This is a genomic window from Arthrobacter jiangjiafuii (genome assembly GCF_018622995.1).
Taxonomy (GTDB): domain Bacteria; phylum Actinomycetota; class Actinomycetes; order Actinomycetales; family Micrococcaceae; genus Arthrobacter_B; species Arthrobacter_B jiangjiafuii.
The window spans coordinates 2,435,146-2,459,045 of record NZ_CP076022.1; the positions used below are offsets into that span (position 1 = coordinate 2,435,146).

Annotated in this window: 18 protein-coding genes, 2 tRNA genes and 3 rRNA genes; 4 read left to right on the forward strand and 19 right to left on the reverse strand. The window is 62.6% G+C overall.

The window, feature by feature from the left end; all coding sequences use genetic code 11:
- Positions 1-346: 346 nt before the first annotated feature.
- Positions 347-1,360 (reverse strand): LCP family protein, encoded by a 1,014-nt coding sequence (locus tag KKR91_RS11430; protein WP_237687358.1) that lies wholly within the window; start codon positions 1,358-1,360, stop codon positions 347-349.
- A 108-nt stretch (positions 1,361-1,468) separates the two neighbouring features.
- Between KKR91_RS11430 and KKR91_RS11435 the strand changes: the two genes are divergently transcribed.
- Complete coding sequence (locus KKR91_RS11435; protein WP_210229661.1) at positions 1,469-1,945, forward strand: DUF3515 family protein; 477 nt, start codon at positions 1,469-1,471, stop codon at positions 1,943-1,945.
- Between the two features lie 30 nt (positions 1,946-1,975).
- Here the strand turns inward: KKR91_RS11435 and KKR91_RS11440 are convergent, their stop codons facing one another.
- The 6 genes from KKR91_RS11440 to leuC form a co-directional block, all read right to left on the reverse strand.
- On the reverse strand, positions 1,976-3,136 hold the full coding sequence (locus KKR91_RS11440) for a D-alanine--D-alanine ligase family protein (RefSeq protein ID WP_210229840.1): 1,161 nt from the start codon (positions 3,134-3,136) through the stop codon (positions 1,976-1,978).
- 11 nt (positions 3,137-3,147) lie between these two features.
- The gene (locus tag KKR91_RS11445) at positions 3,148-4,191 is read right to left on the reverse strand and encodes an NAD(P)H-dependent glycerol-3-phosphate dehydrogenase (RefSeq protein ID WP_210229663.1); all 1,044 of its coding nucleotides are present in this window, start codon (positions 4,189-4,191) and stop codon (positions 3,148-3,150) included.
- On the reverse strand, positions 4,188-4,982 hold the full coding sequence (locus tag KKR91_RS11450) for a lysophospholipid acyltransferase family protein (protein WP_210229664.1): 795 nt from the start codon (positions 4,980-4,982) through the stop codon (positions 4,188-4,190). The genes KKR91_RS11445 and KKR91_RS11450 overlap by 4 nt, the downstream gene beginning before the upstream one ends.
- Positions 4,983-4,990: 8 nt before the next feature.
- The gene (gene murA / locus KKR91_RS11455) at positions 4,991-6,328 is read right to left on the reverse strand and encodes a UDP-N-acetylglucosamine 1-carboxyvinyltransferase (protein ID WP_210229666.1); all 1,338 of its coding nucleotides are present in this window, start codon (positions 6,326-6,328) and stop codon (positions 4,991-4,993) included.
- Between the two features lie 246 nt (positions 6,329-6,574).
- Positions 6,575-7,174 (reverse strand): 3-isopropylmalate dehydratase small subunit, encoded by a 600-nt coding sequence (gene leuD, locus KKR91_RS11460; protein ID WP_210229668.1) that lies wholly within the window; start codon positions 7,172-7,174, stop codon positions 6,575-6,577.
- An 11-nt stretch (positions 7,175-7,185) separates the two neighbouring features.
- Positions 7,186-8,661 carry a 3-isopropylmalate dehydratase large subunit gene (gene leuC, locus KKR91_RS11465; RefSeq protein ID WP_210229670.1) on the reverse strand — a complete coding sequence of 492 codons (1,476 nt, stop codon included), beginning with the start codon at positions 8,659-8,661 and terminating at the stop codon, positions 7,186-7,188.
- Positions 8,662-8,801: 140 nt separating this feature from the next.
- Between leuC and KKR91_RS11470 the strand changes: the two genes are divergently transcribed.
- Both KKR91_RS11470 and KKR91_RS11475 read left to right on the forward strand, forming a co-directional pair.
- A complete protein-coding gene (locus KKR91_RS11470) occupies positions 8,802-9,539 on the forward strand; it encodes an IclR family transcriptional regulator (RefSeq protein WP_210229671.1) in 738 nt (245 codons plus the stop codon).
- A 29-nt stretch (positions 9,540-9,568) separates the two neighbouring features.
- Positions 9,569-9,991: a potassium channel family protein gene (locus KKR91_RS11475; protein WP_210229672.1), complete on the forward strand. Its 423-nt coding sequence runs from the start codon at positions 9,569-9,571 to the stop codon at positions 9,989-9,991.
- Positions 9,992-10,025: 34 nt separating this feature from the next.
- Here KKR91_RS11475 and KKR91_RS11480 read toward each other — a convergent pair whose 3' ends face one another.
- From KKR91_RS11480 to KKR91_RS11510, 7 genes are all read right to left on the reverse strand, one after another.
- Positions 10,026-11,042: a thiamine-phosphate kinase gene (locus tag KKR91_RS11480; protein WP_210229673.1), complete on the reverse strand. Its 1,017-nt coding sequence runs from the start codon at positions 11,040-11,042 to the stop codon at positions 10,026-10,028.
- A 138-nt stretch (positions 11,043-11,180) separates the two neighbouring features.
- Positions 11,181-11,256 (reverse strand) — tRNA-Glu (locus KKR91_RS11485).
- Between the two features lie 127 nt (positions 11,257-11,383).
- A tRNA-Gln gene (locus KKR91_RS11490) sits at positions 11,384-11,455 on the reverse strand.
- A 121-nt stretch (positions 11,456-11,576) separates the two neighbouring features.
- On the reverse strand, positions 11,577-12,317 hold the full coding sequence (locus KKR91_RS11495; RefSeq protein ID WP_210229674.1) for an HAD family hydrolase: 741 nt from the start codon (positions 12,315-12,317) through the stop codon (positions 11,577-11,579).
- Positions 12,318-12,321: 4 nt separating this feature from the next.
- Positions 12,322-13,836, reverse strand: coding sequence for a glutamate--tRNA ligase (gene gltX / locus KKR91_RS11500; protein WP_210229675.1), 1,515 nt, complete (start codon positions 13,834-13,836; stop codon positions 12,322-12,324).
- 42 nt (positions 13,837-13,878) lie between these two features.
- Positions 13,879-14,496 carry a hypothetical protein gene (locus KKR91_RS11505; protein ID WP_210229676.1) on the reverse strand — a complete coding sequence of 206 codons (618 nt, stop codon included), beginning with the start codon at positions 14,494-14,496 and terminating at the stop codon, positions 13,879-13,881.
- A gap of 2 nt (positions 14,497-14,498) precedes the next feature.
- A complete protein-coding gene (locus tag KKR91_RS11510) occupies positions 14,499-15,272 on the reverse strand; it encodes a fumarylacetoacetate hydrolase family protein (protein ID WP_210229678.1) in 774 nt (257 codons plus the stop codon).
- 71 nt (positions 15,273-15,343) lie between these two features.
- Between KKR91_RS11510 and KKR91_RS11515 the strand changes: the two genes are divergently transcribed.
- A complete protein-coding gene (locus tag KKR91_RS11515) occupies positions 15,344-15,739 on the forward strand; it encodes a hypothetical protein (protein ID WP_210229680.1) in 396 nt (131 codons plus the stop codon).
- 70 nt (positions 15,740-15,809) lie between these two features.
- Here KKR91_RS11515 and rrf read toward each other — a convergent pair.
- The 5 genes from rrf to KKR91_RS11540 all read right to left on the reverse strand — a co-directional run bounded on the left by rrf (position 15,810) and on the right by KKR91_RS11540 (position 23,848).
- Positions 15,810-15,926: ribosomal RNA gene (gene rrf, locus KKR91_RS11520) — 5S ribosomal RNA — on the reverse strand.
- 269 nt (positions 15,927-16,195) lie between these two features.
- Positions 16,196-19,361, reverse strand: a 23S ribosomal RNA gene (locus KKR91_RS11525).
- Positions 19,362-19,856: 495 nt separating this feature from the next.
- Positions 19,857-21,384: ribosomal RNA gene (locus tag KKR91_RS11530) — 16S ribosomal RNA — on the reverse strand.
- Together the 16S, 23S and 5S rRNA genes form the textbook arrangement of a ribosomal RNA operon.
- A gap of 534 nt (positions 21,385-21,918) precedes the next feature.
- Positions 21,919-22,722, reverse strand: a complete 804-nt coding sequence (locus tag KKR91_RS11535; protein WP_210231631.1) for an MBL fold metallo-hydrolase — start codon at positions 22,720-22,722, stop codon at positions 21,919-21,921.
- A gap of 19 nt (positions 22,723-22,741) precedes the next feature.
- Positions 22,742-23,848: a branched-chain amino acid aminotransferase gene (locus KKR91_RS11540; protein ID WP_210231630.1), complete on the reverse strand. Its 1,107-nt coding sequence runs from the start codon at positions 23,846-23,848 to the stop codon at positions 22,742-22,744.
- Positions 23,849-23,900: the final 52 nt, after the last annotated feature.

The window sequence follows — 23,900 nt, forward strand, 5'->3', positions numbered from 1 at the left end:
AATCAAAAACCCGGTGCCACCGTCAACTGCGAATCCGGTAGCCGGGTCGATGGCGGCCGGAGCGGGTGCCGGCACAGGCTTGGGCGCCGCTTCAGTCACAGGAGCCGGTGCGGGGGCAGGTGCCGGCACCGGAGCCGGAACCGGAGCCGGAACGGGTTCCGGTGCGGGAGCAGGTGGCTGCTCCTCAACGGGCGGCAACTGCGGCACAGCTGGACTTTCAACCGGTGCCTCGGCAGGTGGTTCACCTTCCTCCTGCGCCAGAGCCGGGCCGGCAGTCAAGGAGGTAAGGAGTGCGGCAGCCATTACAGCTGTTCCGGCCCGCCGCTTCCAACCGCCGGCCCGCATGTCAAACTCCCGCATTGTGGGCCTCAAAGTACTGTTCCATGGCATCGCTGTCCAAAGCATCGGCTATTTCCGCGATGGCGGTCTCGTCCTTGATCACAATCGACTGCCCGTCGCTGGACGTTCCCACGCCCTGGGTCGGCAGGGTGAACATTGAGATGTCGGCGTTGCGGACGTTACGCAGTGAGAAGGCAAGGCCTCCTGCGGCGGCCGCATCCAGTTCCTCATCCACACTGAGGTACGGGGCTATCTCGGCTACTGACTTGTTGATGGTTCCGGGGCTGGTCAAGGTCTCTTTGGTCAGCATTGTTCCCAGGAGGCCCCTGACAAAGGCCTGCTGGTTGCGCACCCGCTGGTAGTCACCGTCGGTAAAGGCATACCGCTCCCGCACAAAGCTCAGCGCGGAGTCCCCCTCCAGGGAAACGGTTCCTGCAGGGAAGTACTCGCCGCTTTCTCCGCTGGAGGTAAAAGCCGCCGGGTTGTTCACCTCGACTCCCCCGAGCGCATCGGTCAGGCCCTTGAAGCCCTCAAAATCAATGATGGCCACGTGGTCGATCGGGGCATCGAAGAGCGTCTGGACGGTATCCACCACCAGGGGAACTCCGCCAAAGGCCATGGCCGCATTGATCTTGTGCTCGCCGTAGCCGGGAATCTCGGTCCAGGTGTCACGCATGATCGACATCACGTAGACGCCGCTGCGGTCCCCGGGCAGGTGAACCAGCATCATGGTGTCGGAACGGGCGTCGTCGGACGCCGGATCGCGGGTGTCGCTGCCGATCAGGAGTATGTTCTGCGAATCCCCCGCCGCCGGGTCCTTCAACGGACTCTCGGCCGGAAGGGCATTGTCTATGGTCGTGGTGCCGCTGTCGAAGCTGCGGGCCAGGTTCCAGAGGTAGCCTCCGGCCACCAGGGCAGCGATGACCAAGAGGACGATCAGGACCATGAACAGGTTGCGGATCGGATGCCCGCGACGCCGCTTGACCGGTGCCTCGTAATCCTCCTGAATGTACTGCGCCACAAAAACTCCCTCTGTCAGCTGCAGCCGGTAGCTGCAGTAGAAGCCTAGCGGTCCCGGCGCGATCCTCCGATTCCGGGCTGTGCATCTTCGCCGGATAACCTTGAAGGCATGTTCTCCTCCCGCGTTGCCCTGCCGGCAGCCCTCCTTACTCTCGCAGCCGCCCTTACGGCCTGCACTCCGATCGCCGACGTCGAACCGGCGGCCGACGCCGCGAATCCGGACTGCGCGATTGTCATGGTTTCCCTGCCGTCCGTATTGGCGGACGAGCAGCAGCGTGAGACGGACAGCCAGTCCAGTGCGGCCTGGGGCGACCCCTCGAAGATCATCCTGCGGTGCGGGGTTCCGGTTCCCGGCCCCACCACCGAGCAGTGCGCCACGGTCAACGGAATCGACTGGATCCTGCAGGAAGAGGAAACCATGTGGACCGCCACCACTTACGGCCGGGAACCAGCCATCGAAGTGGTGTTCAATCCGGAAGAGGTTTCCTCATCAACCCTGCTGGTACAGCTGGAAAACGCTGTGTCGCGGATCGAGCCGACGCGCGAGTGCGTCAGCAGCAACGATCTCCAGCTGCCCGCGCAGTAGCGGCCCCGCGGGGACCTGCGCCGTCTGCGACTAGCGCAGTCCGGTTTTCCGCTCCAGCGCCAGGGAGATGAGTTCGTCGATCAGTTCGGTGTACTGCAGTCCGGATTTGGCCCACATCTGCGGGTACATGCTGACCGGGGTGAAGCCGGGCATGGTGTTGATCTCATTGATGATCAGCTCCCCCTCCGGCGTGTAGAAGAAGTCCACCCGGGACAGGCCCTCGGCGCCCACGGCCTCAAACCCGAGAGCAGCCAGGGCGCGGACCCGCTCGGAGATTTCCGCCGGCAGGTCGGCCGGGCAGCTGAGCTCAGCTGCCGTGCCGTCCACATACTTGGCTTCGAAGTCATACCATTCGTGTCCGCCGTGCTGCACGGCGATTTCGCCGGGGTGGCTGGTGCGGGGATCATCGGTACCGCGGCCCTGCAGGACTGCCACCTCGATCTCGCGGCCGGTGATGCCGGCCTCGACGACAACCTTCGGGTCGTGTTCACGTGCCGTTTCCACCGCGGCCCGCAGACCGGTCGGATCCGTGACCCGGGTGATGCCCATGGAGGAGCCACCGCGTGCCGGTTTCACAAACAGCGGGAACGTCAGCCGCGCTGCGCGCTCCAGGGCGGCGGAGGCGTCCTTCTGCCACTGCCGGTCCGTGATGACCTCGTAGGGTCCAACCTTCAGCCCGGCGGATTCAAACACCACCTTCATGAAGTGCTTGTCCATTCCCACTGCCGACGCCAGGACGCCGGCGCCGACGTATCGGATATCCGCCATCTCCAGCATGCCCTGCAGGGTTCCGTCCTCGCCGAACGGTCCGTGCAGCACGGGGAAGACGACGTCGATGCGGCCCAGGCTGCGCGGCAGGGTGCCGTCGGCGTGGGCCACTAGTTCGGAACTTGTGCCGTCCGCGGAGAGCACCACGGACTCGGTGCCGACCGTCACCTCGGGCAGTGTCTGCGACCGCAGGGACCAGGTGGACGGATCCGCCGACACCAGGGACCACTGGCCGTTGCGCGCGATGCCCACGGGAACGACGTCGTACTTATTGCGGTCGATGGCTTCCAGCACGCCGGCGGCGGTCACGCAGCTCACCGAATGTTCGCTGGACCGGCCGCCGAACAGCACGGCGACGCGGGGGCGGCGGCCGGTGCCATCAGAATCGGCGGTGCCTGGGACAACACCGGTCTCGGGGTTCAGGGGCTCAATGGTCACGGGGTGTGCACACCTTCGGATTTCAGTTCGCGGGACAGCAGGCGCGGCCCCAGTTCATCAACGGATATGGCGCCCTGCAGCACGGCCACAACGTTTTCGGTGATCGGCATGTAGACGCCAAGCTGGGTGGCCCGGTCCAGGACTGCCTGCGCGGATTTGATGCCTTCCGCTGTCTGCTTCATGGAAGCGTTGACTTCCTCCAGCGTCAGGCCCTGGGCCAGGAGCCGGCCGGCCGTGTGGTTGCGTGAAAGCGGCGAGGAGCAGGTGGCGATGAGGTCGCCCATACCGGCCAGCCCGGACATGGTTTCGGCACTGCCGCCCAGCGCCAGCGCGAGCCGGGTGGTTTCGGCCAGGCCGCGGGTCATCACCGAGGCCTTGGTGTTATCCCCCATGCCCTTGCCTTCGCAGATGCCCACGGCCAGGGCAATAACGTTCTTGACGATGCCGCCGATTTCCGTGCCCACCACGTCGGTGTTGGTGTACGGGCGGAAGTACGGAGCGGTGCACGCCCGCGCGATCCAGGCCGCGGTGTCCAGGTCAGAGCAGGCCACCACTGACGCCGTCGGCTGCCGGTTGGCGATTTCCATGGCCAGGTTCGGCCCGGAAATGACCGCCACCCGGTCTTCGGGCCAATGCAACTCCTGCTCGATGACCTGGCTCATCCGTGAGTCGGTACCGACTTCCAGTCCCTTCATCAGGGACACGACGACGGCGCCTGCCGGGATCAGGTCCCTGATCTGGCGCAGCTGGGCGCGCAGGGTCTGCGCGGGAACCGCCAGCACCACGAGTTCGGCGCCCTTGAGCACTTCTGCGGGGTCGGCGGACGCGGTGAGGTTTCCGGGCAGCACCGTGTCCTTGAGGTACTGGGTGTTGCGGTGTCCGTCATTGATCTCGGCGGCAATTTCCGGGCGGCGGGCCCAGAGCCGGACGTCGGTGCGGCGTTCAGCCCCGGCGTCGGCCACGATCTTGGCGAAGGTGGTTCCCCAGCTGCCGGCGCCAAGTACCGCCACGGTTGAGGGGTAGTCGTTGCGGGGGGTCATTTCTCTTCCGTTCCGTCCTGCTTGGTAACCCTGGGCTGCTCAAAATCCCGGGGATGCTCAAAATTCCTGCCGGTGGCAGCTTGGCCCTTGATGGCCGGATCCCAGCGGGTGATGGGGGCCTTTTCGTTCCGCAGCTCGGCAACCATCTCGGTGAGGCTGTTCATGATCCGCTCTGTAGCGGTATCCAGCAGTGCCTTCGTCATTGGCTGACCCCGCAGGTCGGACATGTCCACCGGAGCACCAACGCGCAGCCGCACTGTCTTGCGCGGAAACAGCCTCAGGCGCTTGCTGTAGCGGGGCACCAGTGCCTCGGCACCCCAATGCGCCACCGGAATCACCGGGGCGCCTGTCTGCAACGCCAGCCGGGCGGCTCCGGTCCGTCCGCGCATGGGCCAGAGGTCCGGGTCCCGGGTCAGCGTTCCTTCGGGGTAGACGATGAGCGCTCCCCCGGTATCGATCACTTTGCGGGCACTGGTCAGGGACGCCGAGGCTCCGGTGGTGACGCGCTCAACCGGCACTTGGTTGGTGGCACGAAGAGCCGCTCCGAAAACGGGCACCTTAAACAGCGATGCCTTGGCCAGATAGTGGGGCATGATCTTCTGGTTGTAGAAGAAATGCCCCACTACTACCGGGTCGATCTCTGTCACATGGTTGGGGCAGGCGATGAATCCGGTGTCCCGGGGCAGGTTTTCCAACCCTTCCCACTGCTTGCTCAGCAGCAGATTCATCACCGGCCGCATGCTGTTCGCCAACAGGGCGAACGCCACCCGCGATTTGACCGACTCAGGCATGGCGGCGGCTACCTTGCTTCGGCTGAAGCCGGAGTGACGTCGAAGTCCGCCCCGAGCCCCTCAAGCTTGTCGAGGAAATGCTCGTAGCCGCGGTTGATCAGTTCAATCCCTGTCACCCGTGAGGTGCCCTCGGCAGCCAAGGCTGCGATGAGGTGGCTGAAGCCGCCGCGGAGATCCGGAATGTCGATGTCGGCACCCTTGAGCTTTACGGGGCCGGAGATGACAGCCGAGTGCAGGAAATTCCGCTGGCCGAAGCGGCACGGGACGCTGCCGAGACACTCGCGGTGGACCTGGATGTTCGCGCCCATGCGGATCAGGGCCTCCGTGAAGCCGAAACGGTTCTCGTAAACCGTTTCGTGGACAATCGACACGCCTTCAGCCTGGGTCAGGGCAACCACCAGCGGCTGCTGCCAGTCGGTCATGAAGCCGGGGTGGACATCGGTTTCCAGCACCAGCGGGTTTAGCGCCCCGCCGGGATGGTAGAAGCGGATCCCGCCGTCGTCGACGTCGAATGCCCCGCCCACTTTGCGGTAGGTGTTCAGGAAGGCCGTGAGATCCTGCTGCGACGCGCCTTCCACGTAAATGTCACCCTTGGTGACCAGGGCAGCGGAGGCCCAGGAGGCGGCTTCGTTGCGGTCGGGCAGGGCGCGGTGGTTGTATCCGCTCAGCTCGGAGACACCCTCGATGCGGATCACGCGGTCCGTCTGGACCGTGATGATCGCGCCCATCTTCTGCAGCACGGCAATGAGGTCCAGGATCTCGGGCTCCACTGCGGCACCGCGCAGCTCAGTGATCCCCACGGCCTTGACGGCGGTCAGCAGCACCTGCTCGGTGGCACCGACGCTCGGGTAGGGCAGTTCCACCTTGGCACCCGTGAGGCCCTTGGGCGCGGAAATGGAAATACCGCCGGGACGCTTCTCCACCACGGCACCGAAGTTCCGCAGCATCTGGAGATGGAAATCGATCGGCCGGTCGCCGATTTTGCAGCCGCCCAGATCCGGGATAAAGGCCTCGCCGAGGCTGTGCATCAACGGACCGCAGAGCAGGATCGGAATCCGGGAATCACCGGCGTGGGCGTCGATGTCCTTGGAGGCCGCCGTCTTCGCGTTCTGTGGATCCATGGTCAGGTCACCGGTCACGGGGTCCTTGGTAACCTCGACGCCGTGCAGCTTCAACAGCGAGGTGACTACCTCAACGTCCTTGATTTCCGGAACGTTGCGCAGCAGTGAAGGGCTGTTGCCCAGCAGTGCTGCGACCATGGCCTTGGGAACGAGGTTCTTCGCTCCGCGGACGGGGACTTTTCCTGTGAGAGGAACTCCACCACGGATGGTTAGAACGCTACCCATGAACACCTAATTTCTTTTTTCATAAATTGCCCCAACAGCAAAGAGAGACTGCACTCAAGCATAGGAGCAAGCGTCCACATACTGAAATATCGGCACCCCGTGCGCGGGCCGTTTCCTGCTCTTGTCCCGGCTGGGTACGCAAGGGGTTAAAACCGATAGGCCCCCGGGTCGGGGGCCTATCAATCCTACTGAGTCCCCCGCCCGGGGCGGAAACCGGCGGGGCTCTCTTGGCGTCCTGCAGGGGCGCTAGCGCAGGGCCGGCAACGTTGTCGGTTTGAAGGATGGGCGGTGTGCCTCGAACATTGTGATATCCGACTCGTGGCGCAGGGTGAGCGAAATATCATCCAATCCTTCAAGCAGCCGCCACCGGGTGTATTCATCGATTTGGAAGGGCGCCGTCACCGATCCGCAGACCACGGTGCGGGCGGCCAGGTCCACGCTGACTTCAGTGCCCGGGGAGTTTTCCAGCACTTTCCAGATGAGCTCGATGTCGTCCTGGGCCAGCTGCGCCGCAACGAGGCCCTGCTTGCCGGAGTTGCCCCGGAAAATGTCGGCAAAGCGGGAGGACAGCACGGCCCGGAAGCCGTAGTCCTTCAGCGCCCAGACGGCATGTTCGCGCGAGGAACCGGTACCGAAATCCGGCCCGGCAACGAGGACTGATCCCGATTTGTAGGGTTCGCGGTTCAGGATGAAGTTCTCGTCCTTGCGCCAGCCGGCAAAGAGGGCATCCTCGAAGCCGGTCCGGGTGATGCGCTTGAGGTACACCGCAGGGATGATCTGGTCGGTGTCCACATCGGACTGCCGCAGCGGAACGCCGATGCCGGTGTGGGTGGTGATTTTTTCCATGGCGGGCTTCCTTACGCTGCAGGCTGGACGGGCTGGGCTGCGGGAACGGCTGCCGCCGCCCCGGGCAGGGGGTCGAGGTCCGACGGCGAACTCAGGGTGCCGCGGACCGCGGTGGCCGCTGCCACCACCGGTGAGACCAGGTGCGTGCGTCCGCCCTTGCCCTGCCGGCCTTCGAAGTTGCGGTTGGAGGTGGAGGCGCAGCGCTCCCCCGGTTCCAGCTGGTCCGGGTTCATGCCCAGGCACATGGAGCAGCCGGCGAAGCGCCACTCGGCGCCGAAGTCCTTGAAGACCCGGTCCAGCCCTTCGGCCTCGGCTTCCAGGCGGACACGGGCCGAGCCGGGAACCACCATCATCCGGATGGCGGGATCCTTCTGCCGGCCACGGATGATGTCGGCGGCGATGCGCAGGTCCTCGATCCGGCTGTTGGTACAGGAGCCCAGGAACACGGTGTCCACGCGGATGTCCTTCATGGGCGTGCCGGCCGCCAGGTCCATATAGGTGAGCGCCCGTTCGGCTGCGGCCTTCGCGTTTTCGTCGGCGAAGTCATCCGGAGAGGGAACGGACTCCGAGAGCGAGACTCCCTGGCCGGGGTTGGTGCCCCAGGTGACAAACGGTTCGAGGGTGTCGGCGTCCAGGAACACTTCGGCATCGAAGGCGGCGTCGTCGTCGGTCACCAGGGAACGCCAGTGCGCGACGGCGGCATCCCAGTCAGCGCCCTGCGGCGCGTGCGGCTTGTGCTGCAGGTAGGCGAAGGTGGTGTCATCCGGTGCCACCATGCCCGCGCGGGCTCCGGCCTCGATGGACATGTTGCAGATGGTCATCCGGGCCTCCATCGACAGGGACCGGATGGCTGACCCACGGTATTCCAGCACGTAGCCCTGGCCGCCGCCGGTGCCGATCTTGGCGATCACGGCCAGGATGATGTCCTTGGAGGTGACGCCGGGGCGCAGGGTTCCCTCGACGTTCACGGCCATGGTCTTGAAGGGCTTCAGCGACAGGGTCTGGGTGGCCATGACATGTTCCACCTCGGAGGTGCCGATGCCCATCGCCAGGGCGCCGAATGCTCCGTGGGTGGAGGTGTGGGAGTCGCCGCAGACCACGGTCTGGCCGGGTTGGGTCAGGCCCAGCTGCGGACCCACCACATGGACAATTCCCTGCTCGGCATCGCCGAGGGGATGGAGGCGGACGCCGAACTCGGCACAGTTGGCGCGCAGCGTTTCGATCTGGGTGCGGCTGACCGGATCGGCGATCGGCTTGTCGATCGCCAGCGTGGGGGTGTTGTGGTCCTCGGTGGCGATGGTCAGGTCCGGGCGCCGCAGCTTCCGGCCGGCCAGCCGCAGGCCTTCGAAGGCCTGCGGTGAGGTGACCTCATGAACGAGGTGGAGATCGATGTAGAGAAGGTCGGGGGCACCGTCCTCGCCCTTGACGACCACGTGCTCGTCCCACACTTTTTCTGCAAGCGTCCTGCCTGCTGCGTGCTCACCCATGCCGATGCTCCTTGTGAAGTGCCTCCCGCGAGCCGGAACAGCGGCCGCGCGGAGTCGATGTTTTAAGAGAACCAGTCCCGGCCGTGGGCGCGCCAGTTTTTCAACTTGCATCTCAAATACTGAGACGGCAGTATCAGCACATGGACATTACCGGAAACCCCGCCAGCGGCGTGGGCGTCATCGACAAAGCAGCCCTCGTACTTGATGCGCTGGAGGCCGGCCCCACCACCCTGGCGCAGCTGGTCACCGCCACCGGGCTGGCCAGGCCGACCGTGCACCGCCTCGCCGTCGCCCTGGCGCACCACCGGCTGGTAGGCCGGGACATCCAGGGACGCTTTGTGCTGGGCGGCCGGCTGGTCGAGCTGGCCTCCGCCGCGGGTGAGGACCGCCTGATCGCCGCCTCCGGGCCGGTGCTGCTGGCGCTGCGCGACGCCACCGGTGAAAGCTCCCAGGTGTTCCGCCGGCAGGGGGAATGGCGGGTCTGTGTCGCCTCGGCCGAACGGCCGATCGGACTGCGGGACACCATTCCGGTGGGCACGTCGCTGTCCATGAAGGCCGGATCCGCCGCCCAGTGCCTATTGGCGTGGGAGGATCATGACCGCCTGCTCGAAGGCCTGCACAACGCCCGCTTCACTCCCACAGTGCTCGCCGGCGTGCGGCGGCGCGGCTGGGCGCAGAGCCTGGGCGAACGCGAGCCGGGGGTCGCCTCGGTGTCCGCCCCTGTCCGCGGCCCCTCCGGAAGGGTCATTGCCGCCGTGTCCATTTCCGGGCCGATCGAACGCCTCACGCGCCAGCCCGGCCGCATTCATGCCGAAGTGGTGACCCGGGCGGCCGCCTCCCTTACCGAGGCCCTGCGCAAAAACACCGACCAGCCATAGTCTGGAATCCTTCGACTCGAGGGGTAACCATGAAACGGCTGCGCTTGCTGTGGAACGTCATCCGCGCCACGGGCGCCGAACGGGTGTTCACCGGGTTCCTGCTGGCACTCGCCGGAGCCATGCTGGTGCTCCCCCGGGTGGAGCCGGAGATCCACAACTACGGTGACGCCCTGTGGTTCCTCTTCGAATCCTTCACCACCATCGGCTATGGCGACATGGTGCCGGTGACCATGCTCGGCCGGCTGGTGACCGTGTTCGTCTCGCTCTACGGCATCCTTGTGGTGGCATTATCCACGGGCGTGATTGTCGGCTACTACAGCGAGATCCTGAAGGCCCGGGCCAACGCCAGCCTGGACGAATTCATCCGCGAGCTGGAGCAGCTGCCGGACCTGTCGCGGGATGAGCTGCTCACGCTGGCGGAGCGGGTCCGCCGCCGGCACATCCTGCGGTAACGTCCTGGCGCAACCGGCTACCGGACACACCTGGCTACCCGCCGAAATGGTCCCAGCCGATGGTTTGCGGCGACTGCCCGCCCACGGTGACGCCAGCGCCGTCTCGCACTTCACCGATCAGCTCAAAGCCCGCCGGGAGCTCGGAATCGGCCGGGAAGCAGGCCAGCAGCCCGTGGTCCTCTCCCCCGCCCAGGACCCAGTCCAGGGGGTCGGCACCCAACCTCGACGCGGCGGCCCGCAATGGCTCGGCGTGCCGGGCAACAGCTGCGGCGTTCAACTCGATGGCCACCCCTGAGGCTGAGGCTATGCGCCCGGCATCGCGGACCAGCCCGTCCGAGATGTCCAGCATGGCCGTGGCACCTGATTCCGCCGCACGCGGGCCGCTGGCCAGGGGTGGGCGGGGCCGGCACTGGCTGGTTGCCAGTTCCAGCAAGGCAAGGTTTTCAGCGGTGGGGTCGGCGATCAGGGCTGCATAATCCTCGTGGCTTTCCAGTACAGCCAGGCCACCTGCCGCCCGACCCAGGCTTCCGTCCACGGCAACAATGTCGCCCGGCCGGGCGCCTGAGCGCAGCACCGGAGTCCGTCCCTGCAGGGAGCCGGTGACGGCTGCGGTGACCACGATTTCCCGGCCTCGGCCGAGGTCCCCGCCGACGACGGAGCACTCGGTTGCGCCGAGGACGTGGATGGCCGCCGCGAGTCCGTCGGCGAGGTCCTCCACCCAGGCAACCTCGGTACTGCCCGGAAGGGTCAGGCTGACCACCAGGGAGGTGGGCACCGCGCCCATGGCATTAATGTCGGAGAGGTTCTGCGCCGCACATTTCCAGCCGACGTCAAAACCGCTGGTGCGGTAGCCGGAAGGCCAGAGCAGTCGGAAATCGGCATCCTGGACCAGGGTGTCGATGGAGATCACGGTCCGCCCGTCTTCGGCGGCGATCACAGCTGCATCGTCCCCAGGCCCCAGCAGGGCGATGGGTGTGCCCAACCGCGGGAAGATCCGCGCGAGGAGGGATTTTTCATCAAGGTCCGCCACTGTTGGCGCTTCCGTAGGCACTGGGGGTTTCCTTCGGTTTAGCTGAATCGGAACGCTACCGGTCCCTGCTGGAATTTATCACGGGCGTCACGGGAAAGGACCGGGCCGAAAACGGGTACAAAAAAACCAGCCCCGGAGAAACTCCGGAGCTGGTTTGGATGGTGACCCCAGCGGGATTCGAACCCGCGTTACCGCCGTGAGAGGGCAGCGTACTAGGCCGCTATACGATGGGGCCAAAGCACAAGCATTCTGCCCGTTAAGGCGTCTTGCTTCCATTTGCTCAACTATAAAATTGAGCCCGACAAGCTTTTCACACTTGTCATTGATCTTCAAATCGATAATTACTTATCAAATGAGAACCGCTGGGATACCAGGACTCGAACCTAGAATGTCGGTACCAGAAACCGATGTGTTGCCAATTACACCATATCCCACTGCGCTTTTCGGTTGTTTTGGAGGATTTTCTCTCCGCTGCAACCCCTCAGCACGAGATACAACTATACACGCCTTCCGGGGAAGTACAAAACCGCTCCCAGCAGCCGCACACCGGCCGGTTCATGCCCCCACTAGGCCGATCACTTCCATCAGGGAGCCAATCCGGGAGATCCCCTGCAGCGGACGGGCGTCTGCTTCGCTGCGCACGGGCGAGGGGTTGCCCGGCCGGTCCAGCCAGACTCCCCGCAGGCCGGCGTCAGCAGCGCCTTCGGCGTCCACCCGCCTGTTGTCCCCGACGTAGAACGTTTGCGCCGGCTCGGTGCCGAGCAGGCGTGCACCCTCCAGGAAGATCGCCGGATCCGGTTTGGCGACTCCAACAGTGTCGATGCCGACGAGCACCCCGATCCGCTGCAGACCGGCGGCGTCCAGCTTCGCCCGCTGGTAGTCGTGCACGTTGTTGCTCACCGCCCCGTAGGGAATGCCGCGGGCATCGAGCTCATCCAGCAGCGGGACCACGTCGTCGAACGCTTGGAAGTGCCGGGGCAACACTGACTCGTAGGTGGCGTTCCACGCTTCCGCGGCGTCGTCGTCAAGCTCTGGCAGGCCGCTGCTGACCTGGGCGTGCTGCAGGCGCCGGATGCGTTGTTCGGCGAAGGACAGCTCGCCGGCCAGATACTGGTCGTAAAAGCCCTGCGGGTCCGCGGCGAAGAGGGCCTGGTACACAGCCCAGTCCGTCTCGGTGAAGTGGGGCAGGTCCTGCTCGGCCAGAGTCCGAAGTGTGGTGCCCATGGCGGCCTGCAGGTCCACGAGGGTCTCATCGATGTCGAAGAGCACCCCGTGGACCTGCGGCTGCGGTGTCATGCAGTTAGCCCGCGGTGCGGAAGGCGCGGATCCGTGCGAGCGAGGATTCCTTGCCCAGGATCACCATGGACTCAAACAGCGGCGGTGAGATTCGCCGGCCGGAAACGGCGGTGCGGACCGGGCCGAATGCCAGTCGCGGCTTGATGCCCATCTCCTCGACCAGCGCGGTGCGCAGGGCGGCCTGGATATTCTCGGCAGTCCAGTCCGTTACCGGTTCCAGTGCGGCCAGGGCTGCGTCGAGCACCTCGGTGAGGTTGGCGGGCAGTCCCTTGCGGGCGTCGTCGGCTACGTCAACGGCGTCGTCGGCCTTGAACAGGAAGCCCAGCATCTCGGGGGCCTCGCCCAGCAGGGTGATACGTTCCTGGATCAGCAGGGCAGCCTCGGTGAGGATCTGCTCTTCGCGGGCGGTGAGGGTCTCCCCCACCAGGCCGGCCTGCTGCAGGTAGGGAACCAGCCGGTTGCGGAAGTCTCCGGCCTCCAGCATGCGGACGTGGGTGCCGTTGATGGCCTCGGCCTTCTTCAGGTCAAAGCGCGCCGGGTTGGCCAGCACATCATGGATGTCGAACTTCTCCACCAGCTGATCGACGGTGAAGATGTCCTCGTCGGCGGAGAGCGACCAGCCGAGCAGGGAAAGGTAGTTGAGCAGGCCTTCGGGGATGAAGCCGCGTTCGCGGTGCAGGAAGAGGCTCGACTCCGGATCACGCTTGGAGAGCTTCTTGTTGCCGCCGCCCATGACGTAGGGCAGGTGGCCGAAGAGCGGCATGTACTGGGCCACTCCGACGTCGATCAGGGCGCGGTAGAGCGCGATCTGGCGCGGGGTGGAGGAGAGCAGGTCCTCGCCGCGCAGCACATGGGTGATCCCCATGAGCGCATCATCAACGGGGTTCACGAGCGTGTAGAGCGGGGCGCCGTTGGCGCGGACCACCACGAAGTCGGGAACGGTGCCGGCCTTGAAGGTGATTTCGCCGCGGACCAGGTCGTTGAAGGTGATGTCCTCATCCGGCATGCGCACGCGCAGCACCGGCTGCCTACCCTCGGCCTTGAAGGCCTCGATCTGCTCCGGGGTCAGCTCTCGGTCGTAGTTGTCATAGCCGAGTTTGATGTCGCGGCCCGCGGCACGGTGCCGGGCCTCGATCTCCTCGGGGGTGGAGTAGGACTCGTACAGGTGCCCGGCATCCTTGAGCTTGGCGATGACGTCTTGGTAGATCCCGCCGCGCTGGGACTGGCGGTAGGGCTCGTGCGGCCCGCCCACATTGACGCCTTCATCCCAGGTGATGCCCAGCCAGTCGAGGGCGTCCAGGAGCTGGAGGAAGCTCTCTTCGCTGTCACGGGCGGTATCGGTGTCCTCGATGCGGAACACCATGGTTCCGCCGGTGTGCTTGGCATAGGCCCAGTTGAACAATGCGGTCCGGATCAGGCCCACGTGCGGGGTCCCTGTGGGTGACGGACAGAACCGCACGCGCACGGGCGTGGTGTCATCGACGGTGGGCAGTTCGGCAAGTGAAGGCTGATTAGTCATGATGTTCTTCAGTTTAGTCTCTTGTGCCGCGGGACCGGACGTTTAGAGGCTGTACGCCAGCAGCCAGAGGAAGACTCCCCCGCCGGCGGCCAGTCCCACTGCTGCGGCGGCGGCCGTCCGGCCGGCAGTTGTCCGGCGGCCGTACAAGAGTGCTGCCGCGCACAGGCCTGCAGCGACCGCGGCTGCGGACAGCCCTGCGGTGCCAGGAAACAGCGCCAGGAGAAGAACAGGGAGGACGACGGCGGCCGCCGCGTAGGTGACCTCCTTCCATTCCAGCGGCATCACCCGGGACACCAGGGCGGTGATGGCATACGCGGCGATCATGGAGAACAGGACGGCGGCCAGCGCGCGCGGGCCCTCGGTCCATCGGATGATCAGCAACACCATGTAGCAGGCTCCGGCGGCACCAAGGATGACCGGCGGTGCACCCAGCCGGCTGAGGCCTTGGCGCAGGTCTCCGCGCAGGTTCAGGAACCGCACCAGCGCCCACGGGAACAGGCTGACCAGCACAGCGGCCCCGGCACCCCAGGCCAGGGCGGCGGCGCCGTCGGCGTTCAGGAACGGCGCTGCCAGCAGGGCAGCGGCCCACACCACTCCGGGCGGCAAAAAGCGCCGGACCGGGGCGCGGTTGCGCCCCGGTCCGGCGCCGGAAGTGCTCATGGTCAGCTACGGGCGGTATTCAGCAGCCGGCCGATGCCCTCGATGTCCACTTCGTACCGCTCACCGTCGGAGATCAGGCCGACGCCTGCCGGGGTACCGGTGAGGATGACGTCGCCGGGCAGCAGGGTGAAGGCCTGGGATACGTAGGCCACCAGTTCCTTGACGCTCCAGATCATGTCGCTGGTATTGCCGTCCTGGACCAGCTGCCCGTTAAGGTAGCCGCGGATGGCCAGGTCATCGGTGTCGAGCTCGGTTTCGATCCAGGGCCCCAGCGGGCAGGAGGTGTCGAAGCCCTTGGCGCGGGCCCACTGGTCGTCGGAGCGCTGTGCATCGCGGGCGGTGAGGTCGTTGGCGCAGGTGTAGCCAAAGATCACTTCGTCCACCCGTTCCAGCGGCACATCCTTGCAGATACGCCCGATGACGACTGCCAGTTCTGCTTCATAGGAGACTTCATCCGAGAAGGAGGGCAGCACCACGGGGTCGTTCGGGCCAATCACCGAGGTGTTGGGCTTGAGGAACATCAGGGGTGCCGGCGGTACCTCGTTGCCCATTTCGCTGGCGTGGTCGGCATAGTTGCGGCCGATTCCCACAACCTTGCTGCGCGGGATGATCGGAGCCAGGAGACGGACGTCCTCCAGCTTGTGCCGCTCCCCGGTGAGCTGAACGCCGGAGAAGAAGGGATCGCCCTTGATGACGGCAATTTCTTCATGCCCTTCATCGCCGTCGACGACGCCGAACGCTGGGTCACTGTCTTGTACAAATCGAGCAATACGCATGCCCACAAGCCTAGTAGACGAAAGCTTTGCTCTGGTGCAGTAGTTCCGAAGAGAGGAAGGAGATACCGCAAATGGTGATTTTGGTCCCCTTGTTTGCCGTTCTGGGGTGGGCGGGTCTGTTCATCCACAATGTGGCGGATCTTCCGGGCCAGACCCTCCTGAGCCCGGAGTCCTTCCTCCCGCTGCTGCTCACTGCAGCACTCGTTGCCTTATGGCTCACCGCCTGGCGGCCCGTTGCAGCGTGGGGGCTGCTTGTCTTGGGAGTATTGAATCTCATAGGTGCTGTCCTCACCGTGCTGCCGCTGCCGGCCCTGCCCTTCGACCCGGCACAGACGCCGTTCCACTATGGATTCCACGTCTTGTACGGGGCTACTCAGCTGCCCGTCGTGATCACGGCAGCCGTGTGGCTCCGGCGACGCAACAGTACAGACGACAGCAGTACAGATGGCAATGGAGCTGCTGGTTAAACAAGTAAGGCCCCGCACGAATGCGGGGCCTTACTCTCTGAACAACCGGTGTATTTCAACCGTAAATATTGTCCGGCGGTGACCTACTCTCCCACATCCTCCCGGATGCAGTACCATCGGCGCTGTGGGTCTTAGCTTCCGGGTTCGGAATGGGACCGGGCGTTTCCCCCACGCTATGACCGCCGTAACCCTTCCACCCACACCACCCATAACAAACCTGGGTGAGGGGAAATCAATGGTCACAACAAAAACACGCGTAGTGTTTCGATGCAATATATAACTGTAATTATACGGCACAAACACACCCGCAAGGGTACGTTGGTGCCGGTTCCACGGTGACAAACCACACGGGTTTGTTATCCGGGAACCACATAGTGGACGCAAGCAGCACATGATCTAACAACACCCTTTATACTTTGACGGACCGTTTGAAGTCGTGTCCGTCCAGGTGAGGTTGTGGTGTAAGTTATCGGCCTATTAGTACCGGTCAGCTTCACGGGTCTTTAGTCCCCGCTTCCACATCCGGCCTATCAACCCAGTGGTCTGGCTGGGGGCCTCTCACACACAAGGTGTATGGAAATCTCATCTCGAAGCGGGCTTCCCGCTTAGATGCTTTCAGCGGTTATCCCATCCGAACGTAGCTAATCAGCGGTGCACTTGGCAGTACAACTGACACACCAGAGGTTCGTCCGTCCCGGTCCTCTCGTACTAAGGACAGCCCTTCTCAAATTTCCTGCGCGCGCAGCGGATAGGGACCGAACTGTCTCACGACGTTCTAAACCCAGCTCGCGTACCGCTTTAATGGGCGAACAGCCCAACCCTTGGGACCTACTCCAGCCCCAGGATGCGACGAGCCGACATCGAGGTGCCAAACCATGCCGTCGATATGGACTCTTGGGCAAGATCAGCCTGTTATCCCCGAGGTACCTTTTATCCGTTGAGCGACGGCCATTCCACAATGTACCGCCGGATCACTAGTCCCGACTTTCGTCCCTGCTTGAGATGTCTCTCTCACAGTCAAGCTCCCTTGTGCACTTACACTCGCCACCTGATTGCCAACCAGGCTGAGGGAACCTTTGGGCGCCTCCGTTACTCTTTAGGAGGCAACCGCCCCAGTTAAACTACCCATCAGGCACTGTCCCTGACCCGGATTACGGGCCGAAGTTAGATATCCAGTATGACCAGAGTGGTATTTCAACGATGACTCCACCCGAACTGGCGTCCGGGTCTCACAGTCTCCCACCTATCCTACACAAGCCACACCGAATATCAATACCAAACTATAGTAAAGGTCTCGGGGTCTTTCCGTCCTGCTGCGCGTAACGAGCATCTTTACTCGTACTGCAATTTCGCCGAGTTTATGGTTGAGACAGCGGGGAAGTCGTTACTCCATTCGTGCAGGTCGGAACTTACCCGACAAGGAATTTCGCTACCTTAGGATGGTTATAGTTACCACCGCCGTTTACTGGGGCTTAAATTCCCAGCTTCGCCCGTAAGGGCTAACCGGTCCTCTTAACCTTCCAGCACCGGGCAGGAGTCAGTCCGTATACATCGTCTTGCGACTTCGCACGGACCTGTGTTTTTAGTAAACAGTCGCTTCCCCCTGGTCTCTGCGGCCCTGATCCCCTCCGGACAGCTTGTGTCCTTCAAGGTTGGGGCCCCCCTTCTCCCGAAGTTACGGGGGCATTTTGCCGAGTTCCTTAACCATAATTCTCTCGATCGCCTTAGTATTCTCTACCTGATCACCTGTGTCGGTTTGGGGTACGGGCGGCTAAAACCTCGCGCCGATGCTTTTCTAGGCAGCATAGGATCACCGGATTCCCACCAAAGTGGGTCCCATCAGATCTCAGGTATCGTCATCAAAGACACAGCAACGGATTTACCTATCGCTGACCCTACATCCTTAGACCAGGACAACCATCGCCCGGCCCGGCTACCTTCCTGCGTCACACCTGTTAATACGCTTACCTCCCAGGATCAGGTCCCGCGCTCCACCAAAAACCGGGTCGCCACAAGGGCGGCCGGTCAGGTATTGGGCGGTTAGTATCCCCCGCTTGGTATTGGCGGTTTTTCGCCGGTACGGGAATATCAACCCGTTGTCCATCGACTACGCCTGTCGGCCTCGCCTTAGGTCCCGACTTACCCAGGGCAGATTAGCTTGACCCTGGAACCCTTGATCATTCGGCGGACGGGTTTCTCACCCGTCTTTCGCTACTCATGCCTGCATTCTCACTCGTGTAGGCTCCACCGCTGGTTTACACCGCGACTTCACTGCCCACACGACGCTCCCCTACCCATCCAAACGCTTGAACGAAAATGGATAAACCATCCGCTTGGCTAATATTTGAATGCCACAACTTCGGCGGTGTACTTGAGCCCCGCTACATTGTCGGCGCGGAATCACTTGACCAGTGAGCTATTACGCACTCTTTCAAGGATGGCTGCTTCTAAGCCAACCTCCTGGTTGTCTTCGCAACTCCACATCCTTTCCCACTTAGCACACGCTTAGGGGCCTTAGTTGGTGGTCTGGGCTGTTTCCCTCTCGACTATGAAGCTTATCCCCCACAGTCTCACTGCTGCGCTCTGACTTACCGGCATTCGGAGTTTGGCTGACGTCAGTAACCTTGTAGGGCCCATTAGCCATCCAGTAGCTCTACCTCCGGTAAGAAACACGCAACGCTGCACCTAAATGCATTTCGGGGAGAACCAGCTATCACGGAGTTTGATTGGCCTTTCACCCCTACCCACAGCTCATCCCCTCCATTTTCAACTGAAGTGGGTTCGGTCCTCCACGCGCTCTTACACGCGCTTCAACCTGGCCATGGGTAGATCACTCCGCTTCGGGTCTAGATCACGCCACTGCATCGCCCTATTCAGACTCGCTTTCGCTACGGCTTCCCCTCACGGGTTAACCTCGCGACGTAACACTAACTCGCAGGCTCATTCTTCAAAAGGCACGCTGTCACAAGCACAGCACCACAAGTGGCACTGCCCTGCTCCAACGGATTGTAGGCACACGGTTTCAGGTACTGTTTCACTCCCCTCCCGGGGTACTTTTCACCTTTCCCTCACGGTACTTGTCCGCTATCGGTCATCAGGGAGTATTTAGGCTTACCAGGTGGTCCTGGCAGATTCGCACGGGATTTCTCGGGCCCCGTGCTACTTGGGATCCTCTCCAAGCGGCAGCATACATTCCGGTTACGGGGCTAACACCCTCTACGGCCTGGCTTTCAAACCAGTTCACCTATGCATCTGCACTCACTTCACCAATCCGGCAGAATCGGTACGGAAAGTCCCGCAACCCCAGTGATGCAACGCCCGCCGGCTATCACACACCACTGGTTTAGCCTCTTCCGCGTTCGCTCGCCACTACTAACGGAATCACTGTTGTTTTCTCTTCCTGTGGGTACTGAGATGTTTCACTTCCCCACGTTCCCTCCACGCACCCTATGTGTTCAGATGCGGGTCACCCGGTCACTCGCGCGCCGGGCGGGGTTTCCCCATTCGGACATCCTGGGATCAACGCTCGGTTATCAACTCCCCCAGGCTTATCGCAGATTCCTACGTCCTTCTTCGGCTCCTGATGCCAAGGCATCCACCGTGTGCCCTTAAAAACTTGACCACAAAGATCAATATATTATCGCTATCGAGAAAACCATGGAAACCGGTAAAACCGGTCACCAGGTTTATCTGAAATTGCACTTAATAATTTAAGATGCTCGCGTCCACTATGTAGTTCTCAAACAACAACCCCGTCACACCCCGCCACCACCACGTATTCACCGTGGAAGCATTGGACCTGCGCAGGAACAATCAGAAACAACACGAAACCGTGTCCCTCCAGACCTGTAAAGGCTTGAATTCTTCGGTCCTGTTGTCTCAGGACCCAACAGTGTGCCAAACGGAAAAACCCGGTACTCGAGACACCGGCAGCGTTTTCCAGTCCCACCCCGAAGGATGAAACGTACTGATGCTGCCAGGCTCAACGCCGGGCACCTGCTTATTGATATTCCACCCTTGAGCACCCACCGGAGAACATATGTCTCCGATATGGGCATCTCCTGCAAGAACCACATCCAACACTGTGGAAGGACGCAGACCTTGAGGTGCTCCTTAGAAAGGAGGTGATCCAGCCGCACCTTCCGGTACGGCTACCTTGTTACGACTTAGTCCCAATCGCCGGTCCCACCTTCGACGGCTCCCTCCCACAAGGGGTTAGGCCACCGGCTTCGGGTGTTACCAACTTTCGTGACTTGACGGGCGGTGTGTACAAGGCCCGGGAACGTATTCACCGCAGCGTTGCTGATCTGCGATTACTAGCGACTCCAACTTCATGAGGTCGAGTTGCAGACCTCAATCCGAACTGAGACCGGCTTTTTGGGATTAGCTCCACCTCACAGTATCGCAACCCTTTGTACCGGCCATTGTAGCATGCGTGAAGCCCAAGACATAAGGGGCATGATGATTTGACGTCGTCCCCACCTTCCTCCGAGTTGACCCCGGCAGTCTCCTATGAGTCCCCGCCATAACGCGCTGGCAACATAGAACGAGGGTTGCGCTCGTTGCGGGACTTAACCCAACATCTCACGACACGAGCTGACGACAACCATGCACCACCTGTAAACCGGCCACAAGTGGGGGACCTGTTTCCAGGCCTTTCCGGTTCATGTCAAGTCTTGGTAAGGTTCTTCGCGTTGCATCGAATTAATCCGCATGCTCCGCCGCTTGTGCGGGCCCCCGTCAATTCCTTTGAGTTTTAGCCTTGCGGCCGTACTCCCCAGGCGGGGCACTTAATGCGTTAGCTACGGCGCGGAAAACGTGGAATGTCCCCCACACCTAGTGCCCAACGTTTACGGCATGGACTACCAGGGTATCTAATCCTGTTCGCTCCCCATGCTTTCGCTCCTCAGCGTCAGTTAATGCCCAGAGACCTGCCTTCGCCATCGGTGTTCCTCCTGATATCTGCGCATTTCACCGCTACACCAGGAATTCCAGTCTCCCCTACATCACTCTAGTCTGCCCGTACCCACTGCAGACCCGGGGTTGAGCCCCGGGCTTTCACAGCAGACGCGACAAACCGCCTACGAGCTCTTTACGCCCAATAATTCCGGATAACGCTTGCGCCCTACGTATTACCGCGGCTGCTGGCACGTAGTTAGCCGGCGCTTCTTCTGCAGGTACCGTCACTTTCGCTTCTTCCCTACTGAAAGAGGTTTACAACCCGAAGGCCTTCGTCCCTCACGCGGCGTCGCTGCATCAGGCTTTCGCCCATTGTGCAATATTCCCCACTGCTGCCTCCCGTAGGAGTCTGGGCCGTGTCTCAGTCCCAGTGTGGCCGGTCACCCTCTCAGGCCGGCTACCCGTCGTCGCCTTGGTGGGCCATTACCCCAACCAACTAGCTGATAGGCCGCGAGTCCATCCAAAACCGCATAAAGCTTTCCACGGACCGCCATGCGGTGGTCCGTTGTATCCGGTATTAGACCCGGTTTCCCAGGCTTATCCCGAAGTTAAGGGCAGGTTACTCACGTGTTACTCACCCGTTCGCCACTAATCATTTTGTGCAAGCACAAAAGTCATCGTTCGACTTGCATGTGTTAAGCACGCCGCCAGCGTTCATCCTGAGCCAGGATCAAACTCTCCGTAAATGTGTTACAGACACAGCACCGGAGCCAAGGAAAATTGGCTGCACGGTCCTGCACTAAATTCGAAACCAGCTAAAAAAGTCCTTCCCACCCACGGGGTGGGCGGAAGAACCAGTTCAACCAATTAAAATAAATTGGTATCAATAAACTTGGCACACTATTGAGTTCTCAAACAACAGATGCATACGAAATACTCGGAGAAAACAATTACTTGTTTTTCTTTTCTCTTCGCTGCAGTGTTTCTTTATTCTATTCCATCCGGACCGTATTTGGCAATTCGGGATATTCCCGAAGTTACTTCATTTTGTCCGGCTGAACCCGCCACAAAGCATCCGGATCTTGTCCGTTACCGTGTGTTGGGTTTTGCTGCTCGTTCCGGGAGTCTCACTTGCAGATCCACTTCGCAGTGTCTCTCAGGCGCTCACCGGAGCAACTCACATAACTTTACACAGCCCCTGCGGCCGGTGCAAACCCTCGGAGTGTGACCTCCTGCACTTTACTAAAACCCGCCCTCGGACCGCAGTGCGGGGCCTGCCGTCAGCCTTGTTCCTGAATCCGCAGCTGATCCTGCGTCCGCAGGTAGTGCAACTGCGCGGCGACCGATAACTCCGCTGCACCACGGACGTTCGCAGGCACCTCCGCATAAACAAGGTCGGCCACGGTCGAGACACCGGCGTCGGCACCAGCTTCGGCCAGCGCGGCCCGGATCTGTTCCAGGCGTTCCTCGCGGTGGTCGCGGTAGGTCAGGACTACCGAGCTCAGATCAGACAACACCGGTCCATGTCCGGGAAGGACGGTTGCCGGCCCCAGCTCGGAGAGCCGTTCCAGGCTGGAGAAGTACTGGCCCAGGGTTCCGTCGGGGAAATCCAGCACGGTGGTTCCCCTGCCCAGAATGGTGTCGCCCGTCAGGACCGAGCCCGAGGGGCCGTCACCCGGGAGGTGGAAGCAGACCGAGTCCGAGGTGTGGCCGGGAGTGGCGACCACGCGGATATCCACTCCCCCGGCCACCAGTTCCTCGCCGTCGATAAGCGGGTCGCCACCGACGCAGAAGGCCGGGTCCATCGCCCGGACCGGGGCACCGGTCAGCTCGGCAAAGCGGCGGCTGGCTTCGGTGTGGTCCGAATGCCGGTGCGTAATAAGCACCAGCTCCACCACTCCCGCAGATGCCAGCAGTGCCAGGTGCCCTTCATCCAGGGGGCCGGGGTCCACCACCGCCACCCGCCCTGATCCGTTCGCGGCAATGACATAGCTGTTGGTTCCGTTCAGGCTCATGGGACCGGGGTTCGGTGCCAGGGCGAAGCGGGTCAGCGGGCTGCTGCGGATCAGGGCGGGAGCGGGCATCGGCGTCGTTTCGTTGTGGCTAGGCCAGGCGGGTGAGCCAGCCGTGGGTGTCCTCGACCGCGCCGGTCTGGACACCGAGCAGCTGCTCGCGGATGGACAGGGTGACCGGGCCGGCAACGGCGTCGGCCGAACCAATGGTCTCGGTTTCGGACTTCAGCTCCCCGACCGGCGTGATGACGGCGGCCGTGCCGCAGGCGAAGACCTCGGTGATGTCTCCGGATGCTACGCCGTCGCGCCATTCGTCCAGGGTGATCTTGCGTTCCTGGACGTTCAGGCCGCGGTCGCGGCCCAGCTGGATCACGGAGGAGCGGGTGATGCCGTGGAGGATGGTGCCTGACAGCGCCGGCGTCACCAGTGAGCCGTCCTTGAAGACGAAGAACACGTTCATGCCGCCGAGTTCTTCCACGGCGTTGTCATTGGCCGCATCCAGGAACAGCACCTGCTTGCAGCCGTGTGCTTCGCCTTCCATCTGGGCGATCAGGGAAGCGGCGTAATTGCCGCCGCACTTGGCTTCGCCGGTGCCGCCGATGCCGGCGCGGGCGTACTTGGTGGAGAGCCAGATGGATACGGGCTTCAGTTCGCCGCCGAAGTAGTTGCCGGCAGGCGAAGCAATAACCCGGTAGGACACCTCACGTGAGGGACGCACACCCAGGAACGCCTCGGTGGCGATCATGAACGGGCGCAGGTACAGGGCGGCGCCGTCGCCTTCGGGGATCCAGTCCGCATCCACGGAGACCAGCCGGCGCAGGGATTCCAGGAAGAGTTCCTCGGGCAGTTCCGGCAGTGCCAAACGGCGGGCGGAGAGATTCATGCGGGCGGCGTTGGCTTCCGGGCGGAATGTCCAGACCGAGCCGTCGGCGTGGCGGTAGGCCTTCAGGCCCTCGAAGATCTCCTGGCCGTAGTGCAGCACTGCAGCCGCGGGATCCATCTGGATCGGACCGTACGGTTCGATCCGGGCGTTTTGCCAGGTGCCGGTACCGGTTTCATCGGTTTTGTAGTCGATGACGGCGGTGTGGTCCGTGAAGTAGTCTCCGAATCCGGGGTTGGCCAGAATGGCTGCCCGCTCTTCGGCCGGCTTCGGATGGGCGGATAGCTCCTGGGTGAATTCCAGAGCGCTGACAGGCATTTTTTCCTCCACGGTGGGCGGCGCGGCCGCCCGACGAAAATGGTTACAGGTA